The organism is Cupriavidus sp. GW823-FHT07B10 (assembly GCF_058794355.1).
This window is the reverse complement of sequence record NZ_JBXAGS010000005.1, coordinates 258318-271145: the sequence shown is the minus strand read 5'-3', so window position 1 is coordinate 271145 and position 12828 is coordinate 258318. Positions and strand designations below refer to the sequence as shown.

Below are 12828 nucleotides of genomic sequence, written 5' to 3'. Positions count from 1 at the left end.
GGGAAGATGTGCCCAGGGCAGGCGCGGGTCCAGACGGGGAGGGAGCATGGCGATTTCGCAGTCGGAGGCAATGGCCCCGGATGAGGACACCGGCCCGGAGGCCGGCGGCGGCCTGGAGGCGCCGTATTCCACGCTGGAGTCACGCTGGCACCAGATGTTCCCGCAGCTCGGCGCCGACGACATGGCGCGCGTGCGCCGCTTTGGCACGCCGCAGAGCTGGCGCGCGGGCGAGAAGCTCTTTGCCATCGGCGATACGGGCCGGGGCATGTACCTGATCGGCAGCGGCCGCGTGCGCCTGATGCGGCGCGACGGGCTGGGCCGCGAGCACCAGATCACCGAGCAGGGCGCCGGCCACTTCCTGGCCGAGGTCGGCACGCTCAGCGGCCGCCCGGCGCTGGTCGACGGCGTGGCCGTGACCGATACCCAGGGCTATGTGATCACGCCAGAGCGGCTGCGCGCCCTGCTGGTGGCCGAGGCCGAACTGGGCGAGCGCATCATGCGCGCGCTGATCCTGCGCCGCGTGGGGCTGATCGAATTCGGCAGCGGGCCGGTGCTGGTCGGCCACGGCACCGAGCCGCAACTGGTGGCACTGCAAGCCTTCCTGCGGCGCAACGGCTACCCGCATACGGTTATCGATATCGACGCCGAACGCGACTGCTCATTGCTGCTCGACTACGCCAACGCGCCCGCCAGCGACTTCCCGCTGGTGATCTGCGCCGACGGCCGCGTGCTGCGCGCGCCGGACGAAGGGCAGCTGGCTTCGTGCCTGGGGCTGTTGCCGGAGTTCGATCCGGTCCATGTCTATGACGTGGTGGTGGTCGGCGCCGGGCCTGCGGGGCTGGCCACGGCCGTGTATGCCGCATCCGAAGGCTTGTCGGTGGCGGTGATCGATTGCCGCTCGCCGGGCGGGCAGGCGGGTGCGAGTGCGCGGATCGAGAACTATCTTGGCTTTCCCACCGGCATCTCCGGACAGGCGCTGGCCGGGCGCGCGTTCGTGCAGGCACTGAAGTTCGGCGCGCATATCGCCATCCCGCTGGAGGTCAAGGCACTGCATTGCGGCGCGGACCCGATCCGGCTGGAGCTGGCCGATGGCCGCATGATCCCGACCCACACCGTGGTGATTGCCACCGGCGCGCAGTACCGTCGCCCGGACATCGCCGCGCTGGAGCACTTTGAAGGGCGTGGTGTCTACTACTGGGCTTCGCCGGTGGAGGCCAAGCTGTGCAAGAACGAGCCGGCGATGCTGGTGGGCGGCGGCAATTCGGCCGGGCAGGCAGCGGTCTACCTGGCCTCGCACGCGGCGCACGTGCATATGCTGGTGCGCGGGCCGGGGCTGGCCGCCACCATGTCGCGCTACCTGATCGACCGCATCGGTTCGCTGCCCAATATCACGCTGCACACGCACGCGCAGATCAGCGCGCTGGCGGGGGAAGGGTGGCTCAGTTCCGTGCGCTACGAATGCCGGGCGGAAAGCCCGGCCCCGGTCACGATGGACGTGCGGCACCTGTTCCTGTTCATCGGCGCCGATCCCAATGCGTCGTGGCTGCGCACCTGCAACGTCGAGGTCGATGACAAGGGCTTCGTGCGCACCGGCGGCGGCGAGCTGGGCTGCGCGTCGGCGGTGCCGTATCCGCTGCAGACCAACGTGCCGGGCGTGTTTGCCATCGGCGACGTGCGGGCGGGATCGACCAAGCGGGTCGCCGCGGCGGTAGGCGAGGGCGCGGCGGTGGTGGCGCAGATCCACGACTACCTGGCTCGGGTGCAGGCAGCCGTGGCGCGCTGAGCGCGGGCCACTCAGGCTTGCGCCTCGCGCTCCAGCAACTCGCGCTTGCGCGCCACGCCCCAGCGGTAGCCCGACAGGTTGCCGTCGCTGCGCACCACGCGATGGCAGGGAATGGCCACCGCCAGGTGGTTGGCGGCGCAGGCCTGCGCCACCGCGCGCACCGCACGCGGCGCGCCGATGCGGGCCGCGATCTCGGCATAGCTGGCGGTGCTGCCCGCGGGGATCTCTTGCAGGGCCTGCCATACACGCTGCTGGAACGCGGTGCCGCGCACATCCAGCGGCAGCGCCAGGCCGATTGAAGGTGCCTCGATAAAGCCCACCACTTGCGCCACCAGTTGCTCGAACTGCGCATCGCCGCCGATCAGGTTGGCGCGCGGGAACTGGTCCTGCAGGTCCTGCAACAGCGTTTGGGGATCGTCGCCCAGCAGGATCGCGCAGACACCGCGCTCGCTCTGGGCCACCAGGATCGCGCCCAGCGAGCACTGGCCGATGGCAAAGCGGATTTCGGTGTCGGCCCCGCCCGCGCGGTAGCGCGACGGGGTCATGCCCAGCACTGCGTCCGAGGTTTCGTAGAAGCGGCTGTTGGAGCCGAAGCCGGCGTCGTAGATTGCCTCGGTCACGGAGTCGCTGGTGCCCAGTTGCTCGCGGAGTTTCCTGGCGCGATGCGCGGCGGCATAGGCACGCGGCGTCAGGCCGGTGGCGGCCTTGAAAAGGCGGTGAAAGTGATAGGGGCTGACGCCCGCTGCGTTGGCCAGTTCGGGCAGCGTGGGCAGGGTGTCGGCGGCCTCGATGCGGCGGCAGGCGTCGGCCACGATGGCTGCGTGCCGGGCCGCCAGCGCAGGCGCGGCGGCACGTCGGCTGGGCCGGTAGCCGGCGGCTTCGGCCGCGGCGGCATTGTCGAAGAACTCGACATTGGCCGGATGCGGCAGGCGCGACGGGCTGCTCGGCAGGCAGTACACGCCGGTGGTCTTGACCGCATAGACAAAGGCACCGTCGGCGCCCGGATCGCGCGCCAGCACGCGAGCCCAGCGCGGGTCGCGTTCGATGGTGCTGACTTCCGGTTGTTGTGTGGGACGGGTCATGGGATACCTCACGTGGCGTCGTGGAAGATGATGCCCAGCGTGTAGCGCTGGCCCGCGTGCAGCCGGCTGACGCCATGCCGCAGGTTCACGCGGTAGCTGCCGCGGCTGCCCTGCACCGGGCGCTGGCTGACGGCAAAGACCACGGCATCGCCCTGGTGCAGCGTCACCACCTCGGCCCGCGACTGCATGCGCGGCCGCTGCTCGGTCATCACAAATTCTCCGCCGGTAAAGTCGCGGCCCGGCTCGGACAGCAGGATGGCGACCTGCAGCGGGAATACGTGCTCGCCGTACAGGTCCTGGTGCAGGCAGTTGTAGTCACCGGGGCCGTAGCGCAGCAGCAGGGGCGTCGGGCGCAACTGGCCGGCGTCGTGGCAGCGGGCAAGATAATCGGCGTGCGCGGCGGGATAACGCACATCGATGCCCATGGCGGCGTTCCAGCGGTTGGCCACCGGCACCAGGTGCGGATACAGCGCCGTGCGCATTGCGGCCACGGTGTCGGGCAGCGGGTAGCGGAAGTACTTGTACTCGCCCTGGCCAAAGCCGTGCCGGCGCATCTCGATGCGAGAGCGGAACCACGCGTCCTGCGCATAGCCGGCGGCAAGCGCGTCGCATTCGGCTGCCGACAGCAGGCCGCGGATCGCGGCGCAGCCGTAGTCGTCGAGCTCGCGTGCAATGGCGGCCCAGTCGGTGCCATCGACGCGGGTGGCGATATCGGCTTCGTGCCTATGCCCCCGCGCCGTGCCGCGCGCTGGCAGTATTGGCCGGCGCGGCCCTGCCACGGCCATTTCGGGGCGCTGTATCTGGCTGATGCTCACCGCGGGTCTCCTTTCTCTCGCTTGCATGGTGCCAACTTTAGGCCGCCCGCGTGCACCTGGCACTCCGGGTCTTGCTTTTGAATTCTGCCCGGTCTCCTGCCTTGACAAGACAGATCTGTCTATCAATAATGAGACAGGTCTGTATCATATTGAGCAGCCTGTTCTTCCATCTGATTCACCCTGTTTCAGCAAAGGAGCCTCCGCATGTCCGCACAAGCCGAAATCCGTCCGCCGTTGCCCCCATTCACGCGTGAATCCGCCATCGCCAAGGTCCGTGCCGCCGAGGATGGCTGGAACAGCCGCGACCCAGAGCGCGTGGCGCTGGCCTATACCGTCGACAGCGCCTGGCGCAACCGTGCGGAATTCGTCAATGGCCGTGCCGACATCGTCGCCTTCCTGCAGCGCAAGTGGCAGAAGGAGTTGGATTACCGGCTGATCAAGGAGCTATGGGCGCACGACGGCAACCGCATCGCCGTGCGCTTTGCCTATGAATGGCACGACGATTCCGGCAACTGGTACCGGTCATACGGCAATGAGAACTGGGAGTTCGATGAGGCGGGGCTGATGCGCAGGCGTTTTGCCTGCATCAACGATGCGCCGATCAAGGCGGCGGACCGCAAGTTCCACTGGCCACTGGGCCGGCGGCCGGATGAACATGCGGGGTTGAGTGAACTGGAGTTGTGAAGCTGTTGGGTCCTAAAACCGAAGGCCCCGCTTGATGTGGTTCCTAGCTGGACCACCCCTCACCCCGGGCCTCTCCCCATGAGGGGAGAGGGAGCACACAAGCGTAGAGGGACACGCCTGAAACCCTCGTTACTGCATCTTGTCCAGGTTCCCGATCCGCACCAGCATCTCGGTGAACATCTGCATATCCAGGTTCAGGTCGGCCACTTCCTTGTACTCGCGCGCGTTGTGCGCAGTGTATTTCTTGCCCGGCATGGCCGGCCCGAAGTTGATGGCATTGGGCATCAGCTTGGCGGTGGTGCTGCCGGCGGTGGAAACCGGCTTGGCTTCCAGCCCGGTGGTATCGCCAAAGATATTCAGCAGCGTGGACAGCCACGCGCCCTTGGGATCGCGCGCCATCCAGTTGCCCTGGTCGTACTTGATTTCGACTGGCCCATGGGTGGCGGCCCAGCCGAAGATGCGCTTGGTGATCTTGCCGCCCAGCTCGTCCGGCGTGCGGCCACGCGGCATGCGCACGTTGGTGACCACGTCGACGTATTCGCCGCGCTCGCGCACCAGCGTGGGCGACATGGTCAGCGGGCCCATGAACGGGTCCCGGTAGGCCACCTCCATCCTGGTGCCAAGGTAATCCAGCCCGTACAGGTCGTTCAGGTAGCGGACCGCGTTCAGGTAGTGGTTCTCGGCAAACTGCACGCCGCTGGCCTGCAGGAACAGCGCCAGCCGCGGCAGCGGGTTGACCCCTTCCTCAGGGCGCGATCCGTGCGCCGAGGCGCCAGTGACCTTCACTTCCACGTCGTTGCCGGCGCGCTTCACGTCGATGGAGAACTTGCCGCGCGGGGTGTGGCGGCGCAGGAATTCAGCGCGTGCCTGTTCCAGCGCGGCAGCGACGGCGGCAGCATCGCCGCCGGCAATGCGCGCGGTGGCGGTCTCGGGGATGGCGTTGGCCGAGGCCGCGCCGCGCATGGCAACGATGGCAGGTCCCTTCCGGTCGGACTTGCCTTGCGCGCTCTTGTCGTCCGCCGCCTTGATGCCGAAGGAAACAGTCAGCGTGCCCGCGCCTTTCTCCGCCACCACCGCGGGGTATTTGCTGTCGAGCACGACGTTGTACTCGGGCAGGGTGGTGTGCTGGCGGTAGTATTTCATGCCGTCGCCGCCGGTTTCCTCGGTGGTCTCGATCATCAGGCGGATGGTGCGCTCCAGCGGCACGCCGCTTTCCTTGACGGTCTTCATGGCATACATGACCGCGGCGATCGAGCCCTTGTCGTCGATGGTGCCGCGCCCGTACAGCGTGTCGCCCACGCGCGTCATGCGGAACGGATCCAGCCTGGTGCCGTCCTCCAGTACCCATTCCTCGGCCACCGCGGGCACCACGTCGGCGTGGGTCAGGATGCCGAAGGTATCCTTGCCGCCGCCGGGCAGCGTGACCTCGAAGACCCGGTTGTCGACATTGCGGTAGGCCAGCCCGAAGTCGCGCGCCATGGCCTCGATCATCTTGCCGAACTCGATGATGGCGGGGTTCTCGTGCTGCGGGATTTTCTCGTCGCGCACGGTGCGCAGCGCCACCATCCTGCCGATGGCGTCGATCACCGCGGCCTCGTTGCGGACGCGGTTGTAGACGCCCAGCAGGCGGCCGATATTGACCAGGTTGTCGCCGGCCAGTGGCGACCGGGCCTGCCACGCCGCCACGGCCGGCGCCACGGAAGGCTCGGCCCTGGCCGCGGCGGCCATGAATGCCTGCAGGTCGGCCTGGGCCGCCGTTCGGGTGCCGGAGACCAGCGCATCCAGCGCCGGTTTCTTCAGGGTTTGCGCCTGCGCGGGGTGCGCCAGCACCAGCGACAGCGCGAGCATCGGGGCCCATCGGCAGAGAGACGGCAGGCGGCAAGGTCGGGTCATTGCGGACAAAACGGGAGTCTGAGTGGATGCCGCATGATAGGGCACTCGCCGGTATTTGCCGAAAAAATATGCTTTTGCGTGCCCGCGGATGAAGTGCAAGGGCCGGCGCACTAGGGGATGGCTATGCCGAGTCAATAGCGTAAGGCAATCGTCGTGGTTAAAACGATGAATTGTACAAATCACATCCCGGTCTACAGAATGGGGCCTTCGCTGCAACCCGCAGCCGAAACCAACCCGATCCAGACCAAGGAGTGAACTGATGCTGCAATCCCGTGAAGGCCAACGCGTTCCCAATGTCGCTTTCCGCATGCGTGAAGACAACGAGTGGAAGACCGTCACCACCGGCGAGCTGTTCAACGGCAAGACCGTGGTCGTGTTCTCGCTGCCGGGCGCCTTCACGCCGACCTGCTCGTCGACCCACCTGCCGCGCTACAACGAGCTGGCCCCGGTGTTCGCGAAGCACGGCGTGGACGACATCCTGTGCGTGTCCGTCAACGACACCTTCGTGATGAACGAATGGGCCAAGGACCAGGAGTCCGAGAACATCACCATGATCCCCGACGGCAACGGTGAATTCACCGAAGGCATGGGCATGCTGGTGGACAAGGCCGACCTGGGCTTCGGCAAGCGCAGCTGGCGCTATGCGATGCTGGTCAAGGACGGCGTGGTGCAGAAGATGTTCATCGAACCGCAAGAGCCGGGCGACCCGTTCAAGGTGTCCGACGCCGACACCATGCTGGCCCATATCGCCCCGGACGCGCGCAAGCCGGACCAGGTGGTGGTGTTCTCCAAGGTCGGCTGCTCGTTCTGCGCCAAGGCCAAGCAACTGCTTGACGACAACGGCTTCGACTATATCGACGTGCCGCTGGACAACAAGGTGCGCGGCAAGGTGCTGGGCGCCGTGTCGGGCGAGATGACCGCACCGCAGGTCTTTATCAACGGCAAGCTCATCGGCGGCGCCGAGGCGCTGCAGCAGTACCTGGGCAAGTAAGCCGATTCTGCCTTCATCCCGCACCCGGGGACCGGCAGTCGCCGGACCCGATGGGGTCGCCTTGCCCGGCATGGCGGCCCCATCCAGCCCGCTGATTGACACCAGCTTGACGCCATCAAGACAAAGGAATTGACCGCCATGACCACCATCCAGACCGACGTCGCCGTGATCGGCGCAGGCACCGCCGGCCTTGCCGCCTACCGTGCCGCGATTGCCGCGGGCAAGCGCGCCGTGATCATCGAAGGCGGCCCGTACGGCACCACCTGCGCCCGGGTGGGCTGCATGCCCTCCAAGCTGCTGATCGCTGCCGCCGAGGCCGCGCACGAACTGCGCCACACTGCGCCGTTCGGCGTGCACGTGGATGGCGAGGTCCGCATCGATGGCCGCGAGGTGATGGCCCGCGTGCGCAGCGAGCGCGACCGCTTTGTCGGCTTCGTGGTGCGCGGCGTGGAGAACATCCCCGAAGCCGACCGCGTCCGCGGCTATGCCCGCTTTATCGACAACACCACGCTGGAAGTGGATGGGCACACCACCGTGCGTGCCAGCCGCGTGGTCATCGCCACCGGCTCCACGCCGATGCTGCCGGCGCCGTTCCAGGTGTTCGGCGACCGCCTGATCGTCAATGACGATGTGTTCGCTTGGGAAGACCTGCCCGCCAGCGTGGTGGCGTTCGGCCCCGGCGTGATCGGGCTGGAGCTTGGCCAGGCCTTGTCGCGCCTTGGCGTGCGGGTGCGCGTGTTCGGCGTCAGCGGCTCGCTCGGGCCGCTGACTGATCCCGTGATCCGCGCCTACGCGGCGAAGACCTTCAACGGCGAGTTCTATCTCGATCCGGACGCCAGGGTGACCGACATGGCCCGCGACGGCGACCAGGTGGTGGTGACTTACCTGGACCGCGAAGGCCGCAGCGTGACCGAGCGCTTCGACTATGCGCTGGTCGCCACCGGCCGCGTGCCCAATGTGCGCGGCCTGGGCCTGGAAAATGCCGGCCTGGCGCTGGATGCGCGCGGCGTGCCGCTGTTCGATGCGCGCACGCTCCAGTGCGGCAATGCACCGGTATTCATTGCCGGCGACGCCAACAACATCCTGCCGCTGCTGCATGAGGCCGCGGACGAGGGCAAGGCCGCGGGCGAGAACGCCGCCAGCTATCCGCAAGTGAAGCCGCTGGCACGGCGCGCGCCGATCGCGGTGGTGTTCACGGACCCGCAGATCGCGATGGTCGGCCAGCGTTACGCCGACCTGGCCGAAGGCACGTTCGTGACCGGCGAGGTCAGCTTCGAGGACCAGGGCCGCAGCCGCGTGATGCTGAAGAACCGCGGCCTGATGCATGTCTATGCCGACAAGGCCACGGGCCGCTTCCTGGGCGCGGAATGGACCGGCCCGCGTGCCGAGAACATCGCCCACCTGCTGGCGTGGTCGTACCAGCAGGGCCTGACCATCGGGCAGATGCTGGGCATGCCTTTCTACCACCCGGTGGTGGAAGAGGGCCTGCGTACGGCGCTGCGTGATGCGGAGGCGAAGCTGGAGGCCTGAGCGGGCCAGGTTTGCTAGACAGGTCTGTCTGTCATAGTATCGACCTATAGAGAGGCAGGGCGGCGCAGGGCGCTGTCCGGCCGCGCACCTTTACCGACTACGCCGCCACCATGGCCACGCCTTCCGCCCGCGACCGCATCCTCGACACCGCTGCCCGCCTGTTCTACCAGGAGGGCTACCGCGCCACCGGCATCGACAAGATCATTGCCGAATCCGGCGTCGCCAAGATGTCGCTCTACCGCCATTTCGCCTCCAAGAACGAGTTGATTTCGGCGTTCCTGGACCGCCGCCATGACGAGTGGATGACGTGGTTCCGGCAGGACGTGGAAGCCCGGCTGGCCGCGCGCCCGCACCTGGACGTGATTGCCGACGCGCTGGCGGACTGGTTCGGCCGAGACTTCCGTGGCTGCGCCTTTATCAACGTGGTGGCCGAGGCGGGCGGCGACGCGCGCGCGGCCGAACAGGCCGCGGCGCACAAGGCCGAGTTGGCCGCATTCGTCGCCGACATCGCCACGCGCCTGGGCCTGGACCAGCCGCAAGCGGTGGCCGAGGAAGCGATGCTGTGCATCGAAGGCATGATCGTGCGCTACCAGATGCAGCCGGATGCGGCGGTGATCGAGGCGGGGCGGCGGTTGCTGGGCCGGCTGCAGGCCGGCTGATTGGCTTGGGGGGCTGGCCACTGAGGCCGGGGACTGCCCAACGCTTCCTTCGTCTGGCTTAGCGCCGAGGCAGCATCCGGTGCGAATAGAAAATGTCTCGCTTTTGACACATTCAGGCTACAATTCTGTTGTAATTACGAATTATTCGCATTCGTAATCAGAATTTTCCACTTGCCACGCCGCGCCTGCGGGGTAGCTACCTTCCGATCCCTGAGTGATGTATTTCCACCCGACCAAGCAGGCAAAGCCGCGCTTTGCCCGCCCCGCGCTTGTCACCCCGCGCGGCCTTTCGCTGACCACCCTTGTATTGAGCCTGCAGGCCGGTGGCGTGTTTGCCCAATCCGGCGAAGTGCCTGCGCCGGCAACGGCCAGTGCCGCGGCAGAACTGCCGGCCGTCACGATCCGCGCCGGCAGCGACGACGAAACCGCCACCGGCCCGGTTCATGGCTTCGTGGCAAAACGCAGCGCCACTGCTACCAAGACCGACACCCCGGTGATGGAGACGCCCCAGTCGATCACCGTCATCACGCGCGACCGGATGGAGGCGCAAGGCGCGCAGAGCGTGCAGCAGGCCATCGGCTACAGCGCCGGCGTCTATGCCGGGCCGTTCGGCAACGACGCCCGCGGCGACTGGGGCCGGTTCCGGGGCACCGAGTTCACGCAGTACCGCGACGGCCTGCTGAACCAGGTCGGCTTCTACAACAACGTGCGGCCCGATGTTTACGCGCTGGAACGCATCGACGTGCTGCGCGGGCCGTCGTCGATGCTGTTCGGGCAGGGCGCGGTCGGCGGCATCCTGAACCTGGTCAGCAAACGCCCGCAGGCTGAGGCGGCGCGCGAGATCGGGGTGCAGTTCGGCAACTACAACCGCAAGCAGGTGCAGGCCGACCTGACCGGCCCGCTCGATGCGGACGGCAAGTGGCTGTACCGGCTGGTGGCGCTGGCGCGCGACAGCGACACGCAGGTGGACTACGTCAAGGACAACCGCTACCTGATCGCGCCTTCGCTGACGTGGCGCCCGAGCCAGGACACCTCGCTCACGCTGCTGGCCAACTTCCAGCGCGATGAAAGCGGGACCTCGGTCGGCTTCTTCCCCTGGCGGGGCACGCTGCAGGCCAACCCGGCCGGCCAGATCCCCGATCACCTGTTTATCAGCGAGCCCGGCTTCGACCGCTACAACGCCGAGCAGGCGTCGGTGGGCTATGAGTTCCAGCACAAGTTCAACGACACCGTGACGGTGCGGCAGAACCTGCGCTATTCGCACAGCACGGTGGACTACCGCAGCATCTACGCGGCCGGTTTCAACGGCGCCGGCCACGGTTGGGTGCCGGGCAGCGATACGCTGATGCGCCGCACGGTCTACCTGAACCAGCCCACGCTGAACTCGTTCGCGGTCGATACCCAGGCGCAGACCAACTTCCGCACCGGCCCGGTCCAGCACACGCTGCTGACCGGCGTCGACTACCAGCACTCAGAGATCACGGGGCGCGCCGGGGTGGGGGGCACGGCCGCGCCGCTCAATGTGTTCAACCCGGTCTACGGCAATTTCACCCTGCCGGGCACGCGCGACCTGAACCCCGCCACGCAGGCGCAGACCGGCCTGTACGTGCAGGATCAGCTGTCGTGGAACAAGTGGCTGCTGATGCTGGGGCTGCGCTATGACTGGTCGCGCGCCGCGCAGGACAACACGCCCTCGGCCAGCCGCGACGACAGCGAGCTGACCAAGCGTGCTGGCCTGATGTACCGCTCGGACATCGGCCTCAACCCGTACGTCAGCTATTCCGAGTCGTTCCAGGGGCTGGCCGGCTTCAACAAGGCCAACCAGGCTTTCAAGCCGCTGCGCGGTTCGCAGTGGGAGGCGGGGATCAAGTACCAGCCGCCGGGCAAGAACGCCACGCTGACCATTGCCGCATTCGATATGCGCGAGAAGAACCGCAAGACCGCCGGCGTGGTCAACGGCATTCCCGATTCAGTCCAGGTGGGCGAGGCACGTACGCGCGGCATCGAGGTTGAGGCACTGGCCTCGCTGTCCAGCCGGCTGGACCTGATCGCAACCTATACCTACCTGGATGCGCGCGTGATCGACGGCACGCCGGCCGAGGTGGGCAAGAAGCTGGCGAGCACGCCGTCGAACATGGCGTCGCTGTGGGCCAACTATCGCTTCAAGCTGTTTGGCGTGCCGGGCTTTGTCGCCGGCGGCGGGGTGCGCTATGTCGGTCCCAGCTATGACGGTGCCGACCAGAACCGGGTGGGCGGCGTCACGCTCTACGACGCGATGATTGCCTATGACCACGGCCCGCTGCGCGTCTCGCTGAATGCCAGCAACCTGTTCGACAAGCAATTCCTGACCACCTGCCTGGCGCGCGGTGACTGCTACTTCGGCGCGCGCCGCACGGTGGTGGGCAGCGTTACCTATCGCTTCTGAGCCGCCTTGCAGGGAAGCGCGCCTGCGGCCGGGGCGGCGATAGCGGCGCGCTTACTCCGAGTCGGGGATTGGCGCTCCCTGCACTTTGGGCGCCGGTTCGGCCCGCATGGCGTCTGCGGGCCAGAGCGTCAGGAAGGTGCGCGCGACCTCGGGGTCGCGGCAGGCGAGCCAGTCGTCCCACTGTTCACGCGGCACGATCACCACTGACCGCTTTTCCTCGCCCGGCTTGTGAAAGCGCTGCATCACCGGGTGCTGGGCCGAGTTGATGGTCAGCATGGCGAAGGACAGCGACTGGTCCGGCCAGCTGCGCCACAGGCCCGCAATGCCGAAGGCCGGCTCGCCGGGCAGCCAGACGCGCCAGCGCACCGGCTTGCCGGGCGGGCCGCCGGGCGCTGCATCTTCGGGATACGCAAACTCATAGAACGCCGTGGCCGGCACCAGGCACAGCTGGCCCTGGCGCCAGTAGCGCGCAAAGGCGGGGCGTTCACCCACGGTCTCGCTGCGGGCATTGGTGGTGTCAAAGCGCCGTGCGCCGGGCGGGATGCGCGGGCGCGGCACCATGCCGAACGAGGCCAGAGCGCCACTGCGCGTGCGATCGTCCGCGGCGCGCACGATCGGCGCCGCGTAGTCCGGATAGGTTTCAGCCTTGTACAGCCCCGGCGGCGGTTCCACGCCGAAGATCTCGCGCAGGATCCGGCTCTGGACCGGGGCGTAGTTGGTGCACATGCGCTGTCTCCTGGCGGTGATGCCCGTATCGTCGGCGCCGGGCGGTGCCGCGTCAAGGGTGCCCGGAGGTGCGTCAGGGTTCACGGCAGGGATGGCAAAAACCGTCAGCCGCGCTGGCGGAATCGGTTATTGCCTGCTCCCGTGGCGCTCGCGCACACTCTTGCGGCAGCCGTTGCGCGCCGGCACCCCGCGCGCAGCGGCCACCTACCAAAAGGCACCAGCCGGAATACAGGAGACATC

10 protein-coding genes are annotated in these 12828 nt (G+C 67.5%); 6 read left to right on the top strand and 4 right to left on the bottom strand.

Annotation, left to right across the window (positions count from 1 at the left end):
* Nucleotides 1–46 precede the first annotated feature (46 nt).
* Nucleotides 47–1783: an FAD-dependent oxidoreductase gene (locus AC1Q6V_RS13595; protein WP_010812436.1), complete on the top strand. Its 1737-nt coding sequence runs from the start codon at nucleotides 47–49 to the stop codon at nucleotides 1781–1783.
* Nucleotides 1784–1794: 11 nt separating this feature from the next.
* On the opposite strand, the gene ada is transcribed toward AC1Q6V_RS13595, so the two are convergent.
* Nucleotides 1795–2865: a bifunctional DNA-binding transcriptional regulator/O6-methylguanine-DNA methyltransferase Ada gene (gene ada, locus AC1Q6V_RS13590; RefSeq protein ID WP_058697022.1), complete on the bottom strand. Its 1071-nt coding sequence runs from the start codon at nucleotides 2863–2865 to the stop codon at nucleotides 1795–1797.
* 8 nt (nucleotides 2866–2873) lie between these two features.
* Nucleotides 2874–3680 carry a 2OG-Fe(II) oxygenase gene (locus tag AC1Q6V_RS13585; protein ID WP_081050175.1) on the bottom strand — a complete coding sequence of 269 codons (807 nt, stop codon included), beginning with the start codon at nucleotides 3678–3680 and terminating at the stop codon, nucleotides 2874–2876.
* A gap of 204 nt (nucleotides 3681–3884) precedes the next feature.
* Between AC1Q6V_RS13585 and AC1Q6V_RS13580 the strand changes: the two genes are divergently transcribed.
* Nucleotides 3885–4364, top strand: a complete 480-nt coding sequence (locus tag AC1Q6V_RS13580; RefSeq protein WP_010812439.1) for a nuclear transport factor 2 family protein — start codon at nucleotides 3885–3887, stop codon at nucleotides 4362–4364.
* A gap of 129 nt (nucleotides 4365–4493) precedes the next feature.
* On the opposite strand, the gene AC1Q6V_RS13575 is transcribed toward AC1Q6V_RS13580, so the two are convergent.
* The gene (locus tag AC1Q6V_RS13575) at nucleotides 4494–6212 is read right to left on the bottom strand and encodes a dipeptidase (RefSeq protein WP_010812440.1); all 1719 of its coding nucleotides are present in this window, start codon (nucleotides 6210–6212) and stop codon (nucleotides 4494–4496) included.
* 304 nt (nucleotides 6213–6516) lie between these two features.
* On the opposite strand from AC1Q6V_RS13575, the gene AC1Q6V_RS13570 reads away from it, so the two are divergent.
* From AC1Q6V_RS13570 to AC1Q6V_RS13555, 4 genes are all read left to right on the top strand, one after another.
* A complete protein-coding gene (locus tag AC1Q6V_RS13570; RefSeq protein WP_454750190.1) occupies nucleotides 6517–7248 on the top strand; it encodes a glutathione peroxidase in 732 nt (243 codons plus the stop codon).
* A 138-nt stretch (nucleotides 7249–7386) separates the two neighbouring features.
* Nucleotides 7387–8778 carry a dihydrolipoyl dehydrogenase gene (locus tag AC1Q6V_RS13565; protein ID WP_010812442.1) on the top strand — a complete coding sequence of 464 codons (1392 nt, stop codon included), beginning with the start codon at nucleotides 7387–7389 and terminating at the stop codon, nucleotides 8776–8778.
* 110 nt (nucleotides 8779–8888) lie between these two features.
* A complete protein-coding gene (locus tag AC1Q6V_RS13560; protein ID WP_010812443.1) occupies nucleotides 8889–9437 on the top strand; it encodes a TetR/AcrR family transcriptional regulator in 549 nt (182 codons plus the stop codon).
* 217 nt (nucleotides 9438–9654) lie between these two features.
* Complete coding sequence (locus AC1Q6V_RS13555) at nucleotides 9655–11862, top strand: TonB-dependent siderophore receptor (RefSeq protein ID WP_011617009.1); 2208 nt, start codon at nucleotides 9655–9657, stop codon at nucleotides 11860–11862.
* Nucleotides 11863–11913: 51 nt separating this feature from the next.
* On the opposite strand, the gene AC1Q6V_RS13550 is transcribed toward AC1Q6V_RS13555, so the two are convergent.
* Nucleotides 11914–12588 (bottom strand): SOS response-associated peptidase, encoded by a 675-nt coding sequence (locus AC1Q6V_RS13550; protein WP_454750189.1) that lies wholly within the window; start codon nucleotides 12586–12588, stop codon nucleotides 11914–11916.
* Between the last annotated feature and the right edge of the window lie 240 nt (nucleotides 12589–12828).

Coding starts and splice junctions, on each gene's coding strand:
- AC1Q6V_RS13595 (WP_010812436.1), top strand. CDS start 47: ATGGCGATTTCGCAGTCGGAGGCAATGGCCCCGGATGAGGACACCGGC.
- ada (WP_058697022.1), bottom strand. CDS start 2,865: ATGACCCGTCCCACACAACAACCGGAAGTCAGCACCATCGAACGCGAC.
- AC1Q6V_RS13580 (WP_010812439.1), top strand. CDS start 3,885: ATGTCCGCACAAGCCGAAATCCGTCCGCCGTTGCCCCCATTCACGCGT.
- AC1Q6V_RS13575 (WP_010812440.1), bottom strand. CDS start 6,212: ATGCTCGCGCTGTCGCTGGTGCTGGCGCACCCCGCGCAGGCGCAAACC.
- AC1Q6V_RS13570 (WP_454750190.1), top strand. CDS start 6,517: ATGCTGCAATCCCGTGAAGGCCAACGCGTTCCCAATGTCGCTTTCCGC.
- AC1Q6V_RS13565 (WP_010812442.1), top strand. CDS start 7,387: ATGACCACCATCCAGACCGACGTCGCCGTGATCGGCGCAGGCACCGCC.
- AC1Q6V_RS13560 (WP_010812443.1), top strand. CDS start 8,889: ATGGCCACGCCTTCCGCCCGCGACCGCATCCTCGACACCGCTGCCCGC.
- AC1Q6V_RS13555 (WP_011617009.1), top strand. CDS start 9,655: ATGTATTTCCACCCGACCAAGCAGGCAAAGCCGCGCTTTGCCCGCCCC.
- AC1Q6V_RS13550 (WP_454750189.1), bottom strand. CDS start 12,588: ATGTGCACCAACTACGCCCCGGTCCAGAGCCGGATCCTGCGCGAGATC.